The sequence below is a fragment of the Nibribacter ruber genome (assembly GCF_009913235.1).
GTDB lineage: Bacteria > Bacteroidota > Bacteroidia > Cytophagales > Hymenobacteraceae > Nibribacter > Nibribacter ruber.
On sequence record NZ_CP047897.1, the window covers coordinates 2,107,778 to 2,124,329 of the forward strand.

Sequence of the window (16,552 nt, forward strand, 5' to 3'; positions counted from 1 at the left end):
CTATCAAGTCTATAACTTAGAAACGCCGCCGGAGACAACAAATTTCATGACTTCACTGCTTGGCATCTCCAGGTAGGTCACATTCTCACGGGGCACTAAGAATAATTCACCTGAGAAGTTGTAAGAGTGCGGAAAGTACACGGCCACTTTGTCGGGTAGATGCAAAGCGTCCATGGACGTCTGCGTGATAAAGCCCATCTTCAAGACATCCTGAAACTGCGTCATCTTCACCAGAACCGGCTGATTGAATTTCTGGTTCTCGCCTACAAAGGCATCAAACAAGTCTTTGAGCGAAGAGTAAATCATGCTCACCAGCGGCAAGCGGTTCATGATGCGCTCGGTGAGCACAAAGAAGGGCTTCACCAAAAAAGACGAACCAATGAACCCCACCAAGGTGATCAGGAAAATCATGATGAGCAGGCCCAACCCGGGGTAGTAAAGCAGAAACAGATTGTCCAGCCAGTTCACAATGGCTACAATGATGTAGATGGTGAGGCTGATGGGCGCTATAATCAGGAACCCGTTAAGGAAGTATTTGAAGAATTTTTTCATGCTATAGGAAAGGTAAAGAAAAAGCCCCGACGAGGCGGGGCTTAAAAATAAGGATAATCTGCTATATTGTTTCTTTCTTATACTGCTACCGGCTCTTGCGCTTGAATAGCCTCCTTCACCTGCTGCATCAACCACATAGGCGTAGACGTGGCTCCGCAAATTCCCACCGAAGCGGCATTCTTAAACCAGTCCGGGTCCAGTTCCTGCGCGTTCTCCACAAAATAGCTCTGCGGATTCACGCGCTGGCAGACGGCGTACAAGGCTTTGCCGTTGGAGCTTTTCTTTCCGCTCACAAAGATGACCACGTCATGCAATTGGGCAAACTTCTGCAGTTGCGGTTCGCGGTTAGAAACCTGGCGGCAGATGCTGTCATTGGCGTCCAAAGACTCTACGGGCACCCCAGCCGCCTGGGCTGCGGCCACGCGCTGCTCAATCAGCTCCTTCATGTGGTAAAAGCCCTTGGTGCTCTTGGTGGTCTGGCTGAACAAGGTGATAGGACGGCTATAATCCAGTTGGTCCAGGTCCTCTTCGGTGGTGATGACGATGGCCTCGTTGCCTGTCTGGCCGGCTAGACCAATCACCTCGGCATGACCTTGCTGTCCGTAAAGCACAATCTGGCCATTCATGGCCTTGTTGGAGTCGTAGGCGTGCTTGACGCGGTTTTGCAACTTAAGCACCACCGGGCAAGAGGCATCAATCAGCTCCAGGTTGTTCTGCAGGGCGGTCTGATACGTTTCTGGCGGTTCGCCGTGGGCCCTAATCAAGACTTTACAGTCCCGCAGTTCTTTGAGCTGGTCACGGTCAATGATGCGCAGGCCTTTGTTGTACAAACGCTGTACCTCCATGCTGTTGTGCACAATGTCGCCTAAACAATAGAGTTCGGTTACTTCCTCCAGTTCGTCCTCTGCCATCTGTATGGCAAACTCCACCCCAAAGCAATAGCCTGAATTCTGATCTATGGTTACGTTCATTTTTTTACAGTAAACAGTTAGCAGTAAATAGTTAACAGTAATCTACTTACTATAGCCTATATGCTTGTTTTCTACTTTGAATAACCTGCGCACCTCTCAGATAATTCCTATTTCATTAATTTAATACAGCTCAAACACGTTATACGTCTTTGCTTAGTTCTAAACCAAGAATTTTCACTGATAACTACTTACTGATCACTGCTCACTGTCAAGTGTGCCAGTTTGGAGTCTACCAAGCGCATGACAAATTCTACCTGCTCATCAATGGTGATGTGCGAGGTATCCAATAGATGAGCGTCCTCGGCCTGACGTAGAGGACTGTCCTCACGGGTTGAATCAATGTGGTCGCGCTTCTGCAAGTTTTCCACTATCTCGTCAAACGGCACCAGCTGGTCTTTCTCAAAAAGCTCCTCCTGACGGCGCTTGGCGCGGGTCTCCACATCAGCAGTCATGAAGACTTTCACCTCGGCGTCTGGGAATACCACGGTGCCAATATCACGGCCGTCCATGACCACGCCGCGGCGCTTGCCCATTTTCTGTTGTTCGGCTACCATGGCGCGGCGCACGGCCGGTATCACGCTCACCTCGCTCACCATGTTAGACACGTACATGGTCCTGATCTCATCCTCCACGTTGAGGCCGTTCAAGAAGACCTCGTTGCGGTGCGTTTTGGGGTTCCGATGGAAGGTGACCTCAATATGAGCCAGGGCATCCTGCACTTTTTTGGGGTTGGTGAGGTCAATGTAATGCTCCAGAAAATAAAGCGTTACCGCCCGGTACATGGCCCCGGTGTCAATGTAGGCATAGCCCAGTTCTTTCGCCACCTGCTTAGCGGTGGTGCTTTTACCGCAGGAAGAGTGCCCGTCCAGGGCTACTACAATCTTCTTCATACCAGTGCCTTGTGTACTATAAAAAGGAATTAACAATCTTTGGTGGGGCAGGGAATGGCCTTGCCCGCGCGTTGATGGCGCTGGTAGCTTTTTGTTTTCTTACTCAGGGACGTCTTGCGCGTGCAGGCAGGCGTTACCGCTCCCAGCAACAGGCACCAGACTAAACCAAGGGAAAATATCTTTTTCAAAACCATTAACTTTGAGTGCAAAGATACACGTTAAAGCCAGAACCACCGTACCCAACATTTTTTTGATGCGGTCGATTTTGGCTAGTTTTTCCTAAAACTCCTCTAAACTGAAGGCTATGAGTACACGTCGTTTTTTCAAGGTAAGCGGGCAAATTGTAGATGTGTTACGTCAGGAAATCTACCCAGGCACCCTGGAAATCATGGACGGCACCATCACAGCCATTACCCGCGAACCCGTCTCTGAAACGCACTACATACTACCTGGGTTCATAGACGCCCACGTGCACGTAGAGAGTTCCATGCTGGTGCCTTCTGAGTTTGCGCGCCTGGCCGTTCCGCACGGCACCGTGGCCACCGTCTCTGACCCGCATGAGATTGGCAACGTACTGGGCCTCAAAGGCGTGGAGTACATGCTGGACAACGGCAAGAAAGTGCCTTTCAAGTTTTTCTTCGGGGCGCCGTCCTGCGTGCCGGCCACTCCGTTTGAGACCGCCGGCGCAGAGATAACGCCCGAAGACATAGAGGAATTGTTCCTTCGCCCTGAGGTGAAGTACTTGGCCGAGATGATGAACTGGCCCGGTGTTTTGAACGGCGATGACCTGGTGATGCAGAAAATAACGCTGGCCCAGAAGTTTGACAAACAGGTAGACGGTCACGCGCCCGGCCTGCGCGGCGAACAAGCCGCCGCCTACGCCGCCGCCGGTATGACCACCGACCATGAGTGCTTCACCGCCGAGGAGGCTTTGGACAAACTGGCCGTGGGCATGAAGATTCTCATACGCGAAGGAAGCGCCGCCAAGAACTTTGAAGCCCTCATCCCGCTTCTCAAAGACCACAGTACCCGCATCATGTTCTGCTCAGATGACAAGCACCCAGACAACCTGGTGGAAGGCCACATCAATGAGTTAGTGAAACGCGCCTTGGCCCATGGGCATGAGCTGTTCCATGTCTTGCAAGCCGCCTGCGTGAACCCTGTTAAGCATTACAAATTGGAAGTTGGTCTGCTCCAAGAGAAAGACCCCGCTGATTTTATCATCGTCGATAATCTGGAGGATTTCACTATTCAGCAGACGTACATCAATGGGCAGTTGGTAGCTGAGAACGGGAAGACTAAGATTGAATTCACGCCCAGCGAGATCATCAACAACTTCCACGCAGAGGCAAAAACGGTTGAGCAGTTCAGACTTCCTGCGCAACAGGCGACTAAGGTGAAAGTCATTGAGCCGTATGACGGGCAGTTGATTACCGGTCTGCTCACCGCCGAGGCGAGGATTGAGAACGGCAACATTGTCTCTGATGTACAAAACGATGTGCTCAAGATGACCGTCGTAAACCGCTATGAAAATGCCGAGCCGGCCATTGCCTTCATCAAGAACTTCGGGCTGAAACAGGGGGCTATTGCGTCTAGTGTAGGGCATGACTCGCATAACATTATTGCGGTGGGTTGTGATGATGAGAGCCTGTGCCGCGCCGTAAACCTGGTCATTGAGGCCAAAGGCGGAATTTCGGCAGTTTCTCAGGAATTAGAGGAAATCCTGCCGTTGCCGGTGGCGGGCATCATGAGTGCAGAGGACGGGTTTTGGGTGGCCGAGCAGTACGCCAAGCTGGACAGAATCGCTAAGGAGATGGGCAGCACCTTGAACTCTCCTTACATGACCTTGAGCTTTATGGCCCTGTTGGTGATTCCGGCGCTCAAACTTAGCGACAAAGGCTTGTTTGACGGACAGAAGTTTGCCTTTGTAGACGTTCTGGAGGCACAATAACCTTAGAAGACAACTATTCCTGCCCTAGGCAGTACGCTAAAGGAGGGCTGGTATACTATCAGCTCTTTTTTAGTGTCTAACAGGTACAGGATTGGTCACAGAGATTCTCCTTTTTGTAGTGGGCGTTTTGGTCAGCGCGTTCGGGACCCTTATTGGGTTTGGGGGCGGCGTGTTTCTGGTACCTATCCTCATCATTTTCTTCCAGTTTCCCATTGAAGTGGCCATTGGCAGCGCCATGTGCGCCTTGTTGCCGGCGGCGCTCATCTCCTCCATCTTCAATTATCGCGAAAAAAACATAGACTACGTGGTGGCCTCGCTCATTCAGCCGTTTGCCATGCTGGGCACGGTGCTGGGTGCATTTCTGGTGGCCTATATGCCCGTGCTGCTCATGCAGATGCTGTTCGCGCTTTTTGTGTCTGTGACGGGGGTGTACATGCTGGTGTCACATGCGCAGGCCAAAATCAGAAAGCAAGGCATGCTCTACCGCATCAACCGCATGCCCACCTCCTTCATCAGGAGAAATAAGACCAAGCACCTGGCCTATAGATTGAACGGAAGCCTGGTGTCTTTCTTCGGGTTGTGCACGGGCACGGTGGCGGGGTTGTTTGGGATTGGCGGCGGATTTCTGCAGACGCCCCTCATGATCAAGGTCTTCAAGATTCCCAGCCAGATTGCCATCTCCACTTCTTTATTTCTGCTCATCATCACCAGCCTCACGGGCATCTCGTCGCATTACTGGCTGGGCAACGTGGACTGGGTCAAGAGTGCACCTTTGATGCTGGCCTTTGCCGTGGGGGCGGTGCTGGGCCGCATGTTAAGGAAACAAAACCGATTGCAACACCCAGAGCGCATGATTGGCATAGGCCTGTTGCTGGCGGGCGCCAGCGTGGTCATCCATATCTTCCTCAAATACGATTTCAACTGGTAAGCCGCCAGACTACTTTAGCCGAAGCTCTGGGAAGTGCTGATTCAGGAGTTCTTCTACCTTCTCGGTGGTCAGGGGTTTGGTGAGGTAGGTGATGTTGCTGGCCGCGGCGCGTTCCGTGTCCTGCTTGTGCTCTGAGGTAGTGAGCAGCGCCAGCACAATGTCTGCCCTGAAGGCGGGGTCCAGCTTCTCAAACATCTGCAGAAACTCAAAGCCGTCCATCACGGGCATGTTGATGTCCAGCAAGATCAAGGACGGTTTCACGTACTCAGCCGAAGAGGCGTCTACAATACCCTGACTGATGGCATACAGGTAGTCAAAGGCCTGCTTCCCGTTCCTGAACTCTCGTATCTGGTCTGCAATCTCTAAACGTGACAGCAGGCGGTTGTTCAGGAAATTGTTGGTGTCGTCATCGTCTATGAGCAGAATGCCTTGTAGTTTTTTCATACCCGTGCGGTGGTTTCTGGTGAGGTTGTTTGGGGGAAGAAAAGGAGGAACGTGGTGCCTTCACCCAACGCGCTCTTCACTTCTATTTTGCCGCGGTTGTTGTCCATGATCCGCTTGATGATGTATAAGCCAATGCCGCTGCCCTCTACGTGGTCATGGAACCGCCGGAAGAGCGAAAAGATTTTACCCTCATACTGCGAGGTCTCCATGCCCAGGCCGTTGTCCTGCACTTTCAACCGTACAAACCTATCCTGCAGGTCTGAGGCCACCGTAATGCGCAAGGGCCGCGAGGGCTCTCTGTATTTAATGGCGTTGGTAAGCAGATGGTACAACAGGCTGCGCAGGTTCTCCCGTGACAAGGACACCTGCGGGGCGGCTGAAAAGTCTACCTCCATGGTATGCTCTACGCCTTCCAATCTATCCATCACAACCCGCCGAACCTCTTCAAAGACTTCATCAAAAGAGACGCTGATCTGTTGCGCCTGCTCTACGGGGCGTTGTATTCTGCTTACCTCTGAAAGGTTGTTGAGCTTGCGGTTGATCTGGTCCACAGACTTGTCCAAGCGCGTGAAGAGTTCGCTCAGGGCGGGGTTGTTGGTGGGCAGTTCTTCTTTAATGGCGGCAACCAGACCGGCCACGTTGAGCACGGGACCTTTAATATCCCGTGAGGCGTAGTACACAAAATCATCCAGGTCTGCGTTGGCGCGCACCAGCTCATAGTTCTTGGCCATGAGCTGTTTTTCAGTGCTTTTGCGGGTTTCCATCTCACGCTCCATGTCGCGGTTGGCGGTAATGAGCTGAGCCGTGCGCTGCTGCACGCGTTTTTCCAGCTCCAGTTGGGTTTCGCGGAGGGCCGCCTCGGCGCGCTGCCGCTCCAGCACCTGCTCGCGTAACTCCTGGTTGGCTATCTCAAGTCGTTTGGGACTAGGAATGGCCAACAACCCCGGAATGACTTTGTACAGCAGAAACGCGCCCAGCACAGAGGCAACCCCAACCACCAGCCGCAACACCTGCACCGTCAGAAACCACTCCTCGCCTCCCCACAAATTGAGAAAGTGCACTCCTGCGCCCAACAAGCCCAGAACACCAAACAGCAACAAGACCATCTTGCGCTGCCGGTCATCTCGTTTAAGGGCCAGGAAAAAGAGCGTGCTGGCTACTACCAGATAAGACGTACCGGACAGGATTTCGCCAATCAGAAAAAGCCACTCATATTTGGGTGGAACGGCAGGCCAGACCTGAGCCAGTGCGGGCATCGGCAGAAAGTGCAATAAATCCATCTGGTATACAATGTAGGATAAGAAACGGCTAGCACCAAAAGAAAGTTATGCCTTCTCTCCACTCCCCTTCGCCTAAACGCAAAACAGGCTTGCCGCCTAAACGCACAAGCCTGTTTTTGAGGTGTTTTCTGGAAATTAAGCCAAAAACGGAACGAAGGGACTAGTCAATATATCCTTGTTCGCGCATCCAGGCGTCATTGTAGATTTTGCCCAGGTAACGGGTACCGTGGTCTGGCAGCACAATCACCAGGGTGTCTTCTTCGGTTAGGTGTTCTTTGGCATACTCCAGGGCGCCGTACACGGCAGAACCGCAAGACCAACCCACAAACAAACCTTCCTCCTTGGCCAGTCTTCTGGTCATGAGAGCAGCATCTTTGTCCGTTACTTTGATGAAGGTGTCAATGAGCGAGAAGTCCACGTTCTTGGGCAGAATGTCTTCGCCAATCCCTTCGGTCTTGTAAGAATAGATTTCGTTCTCGTCAAAGATGCCGGTCTCTTTGTATTTCTTGAACACAGAACCATACGTGTCCAGGCCTACTACTTTAATGTCTGGGTTCTGCTCTTTCAGGTACTTAGAGATGCCGCAGATGGTACCGCCGGTGCCTACGCCCGCCGCAAAGCAGGTGATTTTACCTTCGGTCTGTTTCCATATCTCAGGGCCGCTGGTCTCATAGTGCGCCGCGGTGTTGGACAGGTTGTCGTACTGGTTGGGATAGAACGAATTAGGAATTTCCTGGTTCAGGCGTTTGGCCACTGAATAGTAGGAGTCTGGATGGTCTGGAGACACGTTGGTAGGACACACGATCACCTCGGCGCCCACGGCTTTCAAGATGTCCATCTTCTCCTGGCTCTGCTTGTCAGACATGGTGAAGATGCACTTGTAGCCTTTGGCAATGGCGGCCAGTGCCAGACCCATGCCGGTATTACCAGATGTTCCTTCAATGATGGTGCCGCCCGGCTTTAAGATGCCCGCCTTCTCAGCGTCTTCCACCATGCGCAGGGCCATGCGGTCCTTCACAGAGTTGCCCGGGTTAAAATACTCCACCTTGGCCAGAACCGTAGCTTTGATGCCGTCTGTGACGCTGTTCAGTTTTACCAGAGGCGTGTTGCCAATGGCTTCTATAATGTTGTTGAAATACATACAATAGCGGTTAAGTCAGATTCTTGGAATCTGCCACAAAGATAACCAAAAAAATCAAGAAGGGTGGGCGCCTGCTACCAGCGCGGGTAGAAGCTCACGGTGTCTCTGAAGAACCGGTTGTAGCGCAGGCGGGCCTGCCGGAGAGAGTCCTGGCGCAGGCTTTCTCGCCGGGCGGCTTTCTCCAGCTCCTGTTCCTCCATAAGCAAGGCCACGCGGCGGCGTTGTTTTCCGTCTTTGGAGAACTGCTCCCATAGATAATTCAAAGGGCTGGACAACAGCATGAGCGGGGAGGGCGGTTGTGAGCTCTGCGGCGTAGGCGGAATGATGACGCGCGGCACCATGGGGTTCATGCGGGGCTTGGGAATGGCGGCGCGGGGCTTCATGTTCCGGAGCACGCGGTCTACCTTCTCTGGCGTGGCCACCGGCCCTACCTGCACTTCTTTAAGTTGCACGCTCTCTTCTTGCAGCAGAATGTTCACCCGCAGCTCTGTGACGCTGCGCAAGGCAGGCACGTACATGCGCTGCCGGTAGCCCAGAGCCCTGAACACCAGCGTGTCTGTAGAGACTATCTGCATCCTGAACCTGCCTTCTGCATCTGTGGCCGCCCCCATGCCTGTTTTCTTGGAAAACACAGACACGCCGGCAATGGGTGTCTTGTCTATCTGGCGCAGCACCTGGCCGCTCACCCACAAAGAAGGATCCTGGGTTTGGGCACACAGAGTACCCCCTGCCACCAGGCAGAAACAAAAGCAGATAAGAAAGCGAACGTACAGATTCATTGAGCGGAACAAGGTACAAGGCGGCACCCTCACATAGAAAAAGGCCTGCCCTCACAGGCAAGCCTTTCAAAGGTAGTAACAGAACGGTTACTCTTCCATCTTTATTTTACCATCATCTGTCTTGACTTTGGTTTCATTGCCGTCTTTCTTGATTTTGGTGTCGCCGGCCTTGAATTTGGCTTCATCGCCGTCACGCTTCATTTTGGCGTCTCCCACTTTCACCTTGGCCTCATCGCCGTCAATTTTCAGCTTGTCGCCGGTAGAGGTCTCATATTTGATGTCATCGCCGTAGTATTTGCCACGGTTGCTTTGGTATACCTTGAACTGCTGCGGGGTAAGAAGTCCTTTCAGTTCCAGGTCTACGTTGCTGTTGATGGTCTCCAACTCTGTATAATAGGTTTCGGGGCGCTCCTCTGGGTAGCCATTCACCTGCATATCACCTTCTATTAGGTCTTCGCTGCCAGACGTCACGGCGCTGTCAAAGGCTAGCCCCGCACTGGCGTTTCGGCTGGAATAGGTGCGCTCCAGCTCGTCTACCTGGCGGGCGCGGTTATAGTAGACGGTTCTTACGCGCTCCTGGGTGGCCTGGTCTAGCTGCAAGTCTGAGGTGACCTGACGGGCCAGGCGGGTGGCCCGCTCGCGGTACTCTGCGTCATAGTTGTAGTTGGCCGCCGTGGTGCTGGTAGAATCCATCTGGGTGGAGCCTGCCGCGTTGTCTGGCGTATCGCTGTCGTTGGTATTGGTTTCAGTAGAAGTGCCGGAATCTTCTCTGCAAGCAGTAAAGGTCAGTGCCCCTGCCGCCATGCATAGTAACATCAGTTTTTTCATGGTCGTAGCATTTAATTTGGCTGTGAAGGAAGCTTGCGTCCAGCAAACCCCTCCCCTCAATACGAAACGCCCTACCTTAGGTTTACACCCGTTTGCACTAATCCAACATCCTACAACTATCCAACAAGACCTACCATATCAAACACTACACAGTTTCAGGGATAAATTTTTCGTTTTTAGTCTGTTTTCCAGAAAAGAAGCCAAAAACGAAAATTGAATTATGTCTATATATCACCCTCGCTTAAATTCAAAGACCGTAATCTCTGGCAGGAAGCCCACGCGCCCATGGTAGCCTAGAAAGCCCAGACCCACGTTCACGTACAGGTACTGCTTCCCTTTTCGGTAGAGGCCCGCCCACTGCTTGTAGACGTACTGCACAGGACTCCATTTAAAACCAGGTATGTTCACGCCAAACTGCATGCCGTGCGTATGGCCAGACAGCATGAGGTCGATGTCCTGGTATTTCTGGTTCACCTCGCCGTCCCAGTGGGAAGGGTCATGCGACAGCAGTATTTTAACAGGATATTCCTGGGTGCCTTCATAGGCCTTGGACAGGATGCCGTACTTAGGGAAGTTCATGCGGTGGCCCCAGTTCTCAACGCCCAGTAAGGCAATCTTCTGCCCGTCGCGCTCCAAGACGCGGTGCTCGTTCAACAGCAAGTCCCAGCCCATGCGCTTGTGGGCGTTTTTGAGGTCTATCAGGTTCTGCACTTTCTGCGTGGCTGTCTCCCATTGCATATAGTCGCCGTAGTCATGGTTGCCCAGAATGGAATAGACGCCCGCCTTGGCTTTGATTTGCCCTAGGATCTCCACATACGGCTCCACCTCGGCGGCTACGTTATTGACCAGGTCACCGGTGAACACCACCACGTCACAGGCCTGCTGGTTGATGAGCCTGACCGCTTCTTGCAGGTGCTCGCCAGAATGGAAACTACCCGTGTGCAAGTCTGTAATCTGCAATAGTCTGAACCCGTCAAAGGCTGGTGGCAGGTTAGGAAACTTGAGCGTCACCTTCTTAATCTGGTAGTCATATGCGCCTTTGACCATGCCCCAAATCAAAGTACCCAAAGGGAGCGCGCCCATCACCAAGGCCATCTGGCTCAGGAATTTGTGTCTGCCCAGGTTAAACTTAGGACTCTCAGGGCTTCTCACCGTGTTGGAGATTAGTTGCGTTAACCGCACCAAGTCATCAATCAGCAGGAACAGCACAATCACCACCTTGGAGATAAAGAAGATGAAGAGGATGTTGGCCACCTGCATGCGCATGGGATTGGGCGCCGTGCCGCGGGTAAACATGGCCAGCAGAATGGTACCCAGCGTGAAGAGGCTCAAGGCCCAGTACATAAAATAGACGCTTCTTTTCAAAAGCGGCGCAGAACCCACCATCACTGTTCTTACCGCCTGGAAGACGTACACGTCAATGAGCAGAATCAGGATGAGGGTTATGATTAATCGGGTCATAGAAAGTATTAAATGAACAGGATAGCCTAGTTACGCGGCCGTCTGTGTTCTGGTGCACAAAATGATTGTTTACGATGAACTATTTCTCCCGCTCAACGCTTAACAGGACAATTTTAGCCTGAATTTCCTGCAAAAATAACCAGAAACCTTATGTCTACCGTCTACGCGCCTGCCCCATTGACCATTAAATCCTGGGCCGAGGAAGACCGTCCCCGCGAAAAGCTCCTACTCAAAGGCCGCGCCGCCCTCTCAGACGCAGAATTGATTGGCATCTTAATAGGCTCGGGCACGCCAAGCCTCAGCGCCGTAGACGTAGCCAAACTTATCCTGCAGGCTGTAGATAATGACCTGAACGCCCTGGCCAAGCTCACTGTCAACGAGCTCAAAAAACACCGAGGCATCGGGGAAGCCAAGGCCATCACCATTGTCAGCGCCTTAGAACTGGGCAGAAGACGAAAGGAAGCCGCCGCTACCCAGCTCACCAAAATCACCTGCTCCACGGATATCTACAACTACATGCGCCCCCATCTCTTGGATTTGCCCCATGAGGAGTTCTGGATTATTCTGCTCAACCGCGCAAACGCCATCATGAAGAAGGTGCAGATTAGCAGTGGCGGTGTGGCCGGCACCGTCGCCGACCCTAAAATCATCTTCAAGCACGCCTTGGAGAACTTGGCCAGCGCCATGATACTGGTGCACAACCACCCCTCGGGGCAGTTGAAACCCAGCGCCGCCGACATCTCGCTCACCAAGAAACTGCAGGAAGCCGGAAAAGTTTTAGACCTGCCCATCCTGGACCACCTCATCTTCACCGACAGCAGTTACTACAGCTTCGCGGATGAGGACATGCTGTAATTTATTGTTGGTTGTTAGTTGTTGATTGTTGGATTTTGAAAGCGGCGACCTATTGCTTAGGTGGCCGCTTTTCGTTTTGGCTTATATTTTGGAAAATAAGCTAAAAACTGAGCTTCTCCCCTAAACTAATTAATGGCGCGAGTCTCCAGACTCGCTGGACGCCAAAAGCAGAAATAGAGTCTGAAGACTCGTGACAGTCATGAGCGGTGCAGGCGATTCAATTCATGATGTAATAGTGAGCACCAACCGTGAATGTGCAAATCCGTTTTTGGCCTATTTCCCATAAAACAAGCCAAAAACGATACCTTTCTAAAAAGTGCGGACAATCATGCCTAGAAACGTTCGTCTGGTTCTACCTTTGCGGCTACATTCAATTGCACTGTACATGAAAGGTTTTAAATACATTGTCCTAATAGGCGTTCTGGCCATTGTGGGCTATCTGGTGAGTGACTTGTTTTTCAACGATGAAAGCTACAACCAAGCCGTGGCCAAGTTCAGAGAAAACAAAGACCTTACGTTCAGGAGCCTAAGCGCCTCTCCCCTTTCAGATTCTTTGCGCCGCAAGTTCAACAAGCTGGACTACTTTGAACCCAACCGCGACTATGAAATCACCGCCGACTTCACCCCAGAAGAACGTCCTGAGCCTATTGCTATGGAAATGACTGGCGGCACCAAAGAACCCTACCACGTGAAGGGAAAGGCCACGTTTGAGCTAGACGGAAAAGAGCACACCCTCACGCTCTACCAAAAAGCAGGTGCCACCTCAGACTCACTCTTCATCCCGTTCACCGACCAAACCAACGGTTTTGACACCTATGGCGGCGGCCGCTACCTGGACGCCTTACCCAACGGAAGCAACATCGTGCTGGACTTTAACCGCACTTACAATCCCTTCTGCGCCTACAACCCCGATTTCGTCTGCCCCATGCCCCCCGCAGAGAACCGCCTGAAAGTGAAGATTCCGGCTGGCGAGAAGAACTTTAAGTAGTTAGTCGCGAGTTCTGAGTCTTGAGTCGCGAGTCTTAAATGCGTTTTTGGCCTGTTTTCTAGAAAACAGGCCAAAAACGCATTTTTTATTGCTTCCGCCCGCAGGGTGATGAAGGTGTTGCAACTTATCCACTGGCAGTCCGCCGGCCCTTAACCGAGGGAAAAGAGCCAGTTCTCTGAGGGCTCTTTTCACGAGGGAGAAAGTAACGGACGTTCATGTGGCAGCGGCTTAAGCCCACGATAAAACAGACAGCATCAACCAGGTGCAGAAGAAGGAAGAGAAGACTGTCCGAGCGGCAGCGAGTTTCTTCTCTTCTTGATTCTTTTGGTTACTTTTCTCATCAAGGAGAAAAGTGACAAACGCGGGCAGAAAGTAAAACAGGTAGAATTGAGGAAGGTGTGGTTGGGAAGCAGAGGCGGAAAGAATAATCTGCTTATGTAAACACCCCTCTACGCTCCCCTCAAGGGGAGAATCCGCACTTAGCTTAGGCAATCGACATTTGAGGCAGAGTGCTAGACAAGCAACTCCAGGCTCGTACTAATAAAAAATCCCTCCCATCTTCCCCAGTTTTTGGTAATTTTGAAAATTGTAGCCCAAAAACGGCCACAGGTGCAAATCACCGCGCCCCTAACACCTTGAGAGACAAACAACACCATGCGCATATCATTTGACTGGCTGAAGCAACTTTTCCCCACAGACAAACCTGCCCAAGAGATTGGCCAATTCCTGACAGACGCCGGTCTGGAAGTAGAAGGCATTGAGACCTTTGACGTAGTACCCGGCGGATTGCAGGGCATGGTCATTGGCGAAGTCTTGACCTGCGCTAAACACCCAGACGCCGACAAACTCAGTGTGACCACAGTAGACACCGGCGAGGGCGAGCCCAAGCACATTGTCTGCGGAGCGCCCAACGTGGCGGCCGGACAGAAAGTAGTCATTGCCACCGTAGGCGCTACGTTGTACCCAGCAGGCGGCGAGCCTTTCCAAATCAAGAAGTCAAAGATTCGTGGAGCTGTGTCTGAAGGCATGATTTGCGCCGAGGATGAGATTGGCGTAGGTTCTTCGCACGCCGGCATCATGGTCTTGGACACCGATTTACCGAACGGCACGCCAGCCGCCCAGTACTTCGGACTGGCTTCTGATGAGGTTTTTGAGATTGGCCTGACGCCTAATCGCGCTGATGCCGCCTCTCACCTGGGCGTAGCCCGCGACTTGCAGGCCTTGCTGAACGCGCCGTACCAATTGCCAGACGTAAGCGGTTTCCAAGTGGCCAATACGTCTCTGCCCATCACAGTGGAAGTAGAAAATACAGAAGCCTGTCCACGCTATGCCGGTGTAACCATTTCGGGCGTGATCGTGCAGGATTCTCCGGCTTGGTTGCAACGCAGACTGCGCGCCATTGGCCTGTCGCCTATCAACAATGTGGTAGACGCTACCAACTACGTGTTGCATGAGTTGGGCCAGCCGTTGCACGCCTTTGACGCCGCCAAAATAAAGGGCGGAAAAATCATCGTGAAGAACGCCACAGAAGGCGCCAAATTCACCACTCTTGACAGCGTAGAGCGCACCTTGCGCGCCGAAGACCTGACTATCAGCAACGCCGAAGAGCCGATGGTACTGGCTGGGGTATTCGGGGGATTGCAGGCAGGTGTGACCGCAGAGACGCAGAACATTTTCGTGGAGAGCGCTTATTTCGCGCCAGCGGGCATCAGAAAAACATCTCAAGTGCACGGCATCAAAACAGATTCGTCGTTTCGTTTTGAGCGCGGCACTGACCCTGATATGGTGATTCTAGCGTTGAAACGCGCGGCTTTGTTGATTCAGGAGATTGCCGGCGGGGTTATCTCTTCTGAGATTGTGGACGTGTACCCGCAGCCTATCCAGCCGCAACAAATCACCTTGCGCTACAGCCGTGTGCAACAACTGATTGGCCAGCACATTGAGCCGGCGCACATCAAAGCCATCCTGACCAACCTGGGCATTGAAGTTCTGAGTGAGAACGAGGAGCAGTTGGCCTTGTCTATTCCAGCGTACAAAGTGGATGTGACCCGTGAGGCGGATGTGGTGGAAGAGATTCTGCGCATCTACGGCTACAACAATATTATCTTAAGCGAGAACCTGGCGGCTGACTTCCTGGCCAAGTTCCCGAACCCGGACCCAGAGATTATCACCAGCCGCGTGGCAGACGCTCTGGCCGCCAACGGCTACCTGGAGATGTTCACCAACTCGCTCACCAACTCCAACTACTACAAAGACCAAGAAGGCAACGTGCCGGCAGAACTGGTGCCCATCCTCAACTACAACTCAGAGGACCTGGACGCCATGCGCCTGACCTTGGTGTATTCTGGACTGGAAGTATTAAGACATAACATCAACCGCCGTCAGCGGGACCTCAAAGTGTTCGAGCTGGGCAAGGTGTACCGCAAAGACGGCGAGAAGTACAAGGAGAACAACTACCTGGTGCTGTTCATGACGGGTAACAAGGAGGGTGAAAGCTGGCAACAGGCCAGTGCCAAAGCCTCTTTCCATGACCTAGCCACGCAGGTACAGCAGACACTCACCCTTTGCCGTCAGACCAATTTCATTACCAAGCCAACCGAGCATCCATATTTAGCCGGCGGTGTGACCTACCAGAAAGGCGACATCACCCTGGCGCACGTGGGTCTGGTGAAGGACAGCGTGTGCAAGCAGGCCGACGTGAAAGAGCAGGTATGGTACGCCGAGCTCAATTGGGACTATCTGTTGCGCAACTACAAAGACAAGCTGGTGTTTGAGGAGCTATCCAAGTTCCCTGAGGTGCGCAGAGATTTATCTTTGGTTGTGGATAAAGCCGTTACCTTTGAGCAGATTAAGCAAGTGGCCCAGCGGACAGAGCGTAAGCTGTTGCAAGACGTAAATGCCTTTGACGTGTATGAGGGTGACAAGATTGAGAGCGGAAAGAAGGCAATTGCTGTGAGTTTCACCCTGCAAGACAAACAGCAGACGCTCACAGACAAAGTGATTGATTCTACCATGGGCCGTCTTATGCAGCAGTTTGAACACCAATTGGGCGCCGTCATCCGGAAGTAATATGAAAGCGAGCAGCTATCTTCATCAAATCCAGAACATTGAGGCCAAAGTCCATGCCTTGGTGGAGCAATACCAGGCCGGGCAGGACAGATTACAGGCCGCCCACCAAGAAATTGCGCGTTTGCAACAAGTGATACAGGAAAAAGAGACTGAGATAAAAAATTTTCAGAATCAAGATAATATTAGTAAAATTGTACAAACCATAGCAGTAGACACTGCCAGTTCCACAGAGCTGAAGCTAAAAATAAACGAGTACCTGCGAGAGATTGACAAGTGCATCGCTTATTTAAGAGAGTAACCAAAGTGTCTGGACGCGGTTTGTGATGTCCATTTTAGACAGCGTGCGTGCACGTTTCTTTTAGATTATACAGTACCAGAGAGATTAGGACCTTTTACAGAACATGATTTCTCTTTT

The 16,552-nt window shown here is 52.1% G+C and carries 14 protein-coding genes and 1 pseudogene; 6 read left to right on the top strand and 9 right to left on the bottom strand.

All coding sequences use genetic code 11. The features are described from left to right. Nucleotides 1-9 precede the first annotated feature (9 nt). The 3 genes from GU926_RS08940 to cmk all read right to left on the bottom strand — a co-directional run bounded on the left by GU926_RS08940 (nucleotide 10) and on the right by cmk (nucleotide 2,413). Nucleotides 10-552, bottom strand: coding sequence for a DUF502 domain-containing protein (locus GU926_RS08940; protein ID WP_160691073.1), 543 nt, complete (start codon nucleotides 550-552; stop codon nucleotides 10-12). 77 nt (nucleotides 553-629) lie between these two features. Beyond that, nucleotides 630-1,523: a 4-hydroxy-3-methylbut-2-enyl diphosphate reductase gene (locus GU926_RS08945; protein WP_160691074.1), complete on the bottom strand. Its 894-nt coding sequence runs from the start codon at nucleotides 1,521-1,523 to the stop codon at nucleotides 630-632. 188 nt (nucleotides 1,524-1,711) lie between these two features. Beyond that, nucleotides 1,712-2,413, bottom strand: a complete 702-nt coding sequence (gene cmk / locus GU926_RS08950) for a (d)CMP kinase (RefSeq protein ID WP_160691075.1) — start codon at nucleotides 2,411-2,413, stop codon at nucleotides 1,712-1,714. Between the two features lie 304 nt (nucleotides 2,414-2,717). On the opposite strand from cmk, the gene ade reads away from it, so the two are divergent. Together ade and GU926_RS08960 are read left to right on the top strand one after the other, a co-directional pair. Continuing rightward, entirely contained in the window at nucleotides 2,718-4,364 is a 1,647-nt protein-coding gene (ade, locus tag GU926_RS08955) for an adenine deaminase (protein WP_160691076.1), read from the top strand. A 91-nt stretch (nucleotides 4,365-4,455) separates the two neighbouring features. Then, nucleotides 4,456-5,292, top strand: a complete 837-nt coding sequence (locus tag GU926_RS08960; protein WP_160691077.1) for a sulfite exporter TauE/SafE family protein — start codon at nucleotides 4,456-4,458, stop codon at nucleotides 5,290-5,292. A 9-nt stretch (nucleotides 5,293-5,301) separates the two neighbouring features. On the opposite strand, the gene GU926_RS08965 is transcribed toward GU926_RS08960, so the two are convergent. The 6 genes and pseudogenes from GU926_RS08965 to GU926_RS08990 form a co-directional block, all read right to left on the bottom strand. Beyond that, the gene (locus GU926_RS08965; RefSeq protein WP_160691078.1) at nucleotides 5,302-5,736 is read right to left on the bottom strand and encodes a response regulator; all 435 of its coding nucleotides are present in this window, start codon (nucleotides 5,734-5,736) and stop codon (nucleotides 5,302-5,304) included. Further along, nucleotides 5,733-7,016: a sensor histidine kinase gene (locus GU926_RS08970; protein ID WP_160691080.1), complete on the bottom strand. Its 1,284-nt coding sequence runs from the start codon at nucleotides 7,014-7,016 to the stop codon at nucleotides 5,733-5,735. Before GU926_RS08970 ends, GU926_RS08965 begins: the two co-directional genes overlap by 4 nt. A gap of 163 nt (nucleotides 7,017-7,179) precedes the next feature. Then, nucleotides 7,180-8,157 (bottom strand): annotated as a pseudogene (locus GU926_RS08975) (PLP-dependent cysteine synthase family protein); the annotation flags it as partial. 74 nt (nucleotides 8,158-8,231) lie between these two features. Then, nucleotides 8,232-8,936: a carboxypeptidase-like regulatory domain-containing protein gene (locus GU926_RS08980; RefSeq protein WP_160691084.1), complete on the bottom strand. Its 705-nt coding sequence runs from the start codon at nucleotides 8,934-8,936 to the stop codon at nucleotides 8,232-8,234. An 87-nt stretch (nucleotides 8,937-9,023) separates the two neighbouring features. Next, a complete protein-coding gene (locus tag GU926_RS08985; protein ID WP_160691086.1) occupies nucleotides 9,024-9,764 on the bottom strand; it encodes a hypothetical protein in 741 nt (246 codons plus the stop codon). Nucleotides 9,765-9,995: 231 nt separating this feature from the next. Then, nucleotides 9,996-11,225 carry a metallophosphoesterase gene (locus tag GU926_RS08990; protein ID WP_160691088.1) on the bottom strand — a complete coding sequence of 410 codons (1,230 nt, stop codon included), beginning with the start codon at nucleotides 11,223-11,225 and terminating at the stop codon, nucleotides 9,996-9,998. Nucleotides 11,226-11,375: 150 nt separating this feature from the next. Here GU926_RS08990 and radC point away from each other — a divergent pair, with 150 nt between their 5' ends. The 4 genes from radC (at nucleotide 11,376) to GU926_RS09010 (ending at nucleotide 16,435) form a co-directional block, all read left to right on the top strand. Beyond that, a complete protein-coding gene (gene radC / locus GU926_RS08995; RefSeq protein WP_160691090.1) occupies nucleotides 11,376-12,080 on the top strand; it encodes a RadC family protein in 705 nt (234 codons plus the stop codon). 385 nt (nucleotides 12,081-12,465) lie between these two features. Then, on the top strand, nucleotides 12,466-13,068 hold the full coding sequence (locus tag GU926_RS09000) for a DUF1684 domain-containing protein (RefSeq protein ID WP_160691092.1): 603 nt from the start codon (nucleotides 12,466-12,468) through the stop codon (nucleotides 13,066-13,068). Between the two features lie 654 nt (nucleotides 13,069-13,722). After that, complete coding sequence (pheT, locus tag GU926_RS09005; RefSeq protein ID WP_160691094.1) at nucleotides 13,723-16,137, top strand: phenylalanine--tRNA ligase subunit beta; 2,415 nt, start codon at nucleotides 13,723-13,725, stop codon at nucleotides 16,135-16,137. Nucleotide 16,138: 1 nt separating this feature from the next. Then, nucleotides 16,139-16,435 (top strand): hypothetical protein, encoded by a 297-nt coding sequence (locus GU926_RS09010; protein WP_066505871.1) that lies wholly within the window; start codon nucleotides 16,139-16,141, stop codon nucleotides 16,433-16,435. Nucleotides 16,436-16,552: the final 117 nt, after the last annotated feature.

Excerpts from the sequence above, each read along its gene's own strand:
- GU926_RS08940 (WP_160691073.1), bottom strand. The coding sequence starts at position 552 with ATGAAAAAATTCTTCAAATACTTCCTTAACGGGTTCCTGATTATAGCG.
- GU926_RS08945 (WP_160691074.1), bottom strand. The coding sequence starts at position 1,523 with ATGAACGTAACCATAGATCAGAATTCAGGCTATTGCTTTGGGGTGGAG.
- cmk (WP_160691075.1), bottom strand. The coding sequence starts at position 2,413 with ATGAAGAAGATTGTAGTAGCCCTGGACGGGCACTCTTCCTGCGGTAAA.
- ade (WP_160691076.1), top strand. The coding sequence starts at position 2,718 with ATGAGTACACGTCGTTTTTTCAAGGTAAGCGGGCAAATTGTAGATGTG.
- GU926_RS08965 (WP_160691078.1), bottom strand. The coding sequence starts at position 5,736 with ATGAAAAAACTACAAGGCATTCTGCTCATAGACGATGACGACACCAAC.
- GU926_RS08970 (WP_160691080.1), bottom strand. The coding sequence starts at position 7,016 with ATGGATTTATTGCACTTTCTGCCGATGCCCGCACTGGCTCAGGTCTGG.
- GU926_RS08980 (WP_160691084.1), bottom strand. The coding sequence starts at position 8,936 with ATGAATCTGTACGTTCGCTTTCTTATCTGCTTTTGTTTCTGCCTGGTG.
- GU926_RS08985 (WP_160691086.1), bottom strand. The coding sequence starts at position 9,764 with ATGAAAAAACTGATGTTACTATGCATGGCGGCAGGGGCACTGACCTTT.
- GU926_RS08990 (WP_160691088.1), bottom strand. The coding sequence starts at position 11,225 with ATGACCCGATTAATCATAACCCTCATCCTGATTCTGCTCATTGACGTG.
- radC (WP_160691090.1), top strand. The coding sequence starts at position 11,376 with ATGTCTACCGTCTACGCGCCTGCCCCATTGACCATTAAATCCTGGGCC.
- GU926_RS09000 (WP_160691092.1), top strand. The coding sequence starts at position 12,466 with ATGAAAGGTTTTAAATACATTGTCCTAATAGGCGTTCTGGCCATTGTG.
- pheT (WP_160691094.1), top strand. The coding sequence starts at position 13,723 with ATGCGCATATCATTTGACTGGCTGAAGCAACTTTTCCCCACAGACAAA.
- GU926_RS09010 (WP_066505871.1), top strand. The coding sequence starts at position 16,139 with ATGAAAGCGAGCAGCTATCTTCATCAAATCCAGAACATTGAGGCCAAA.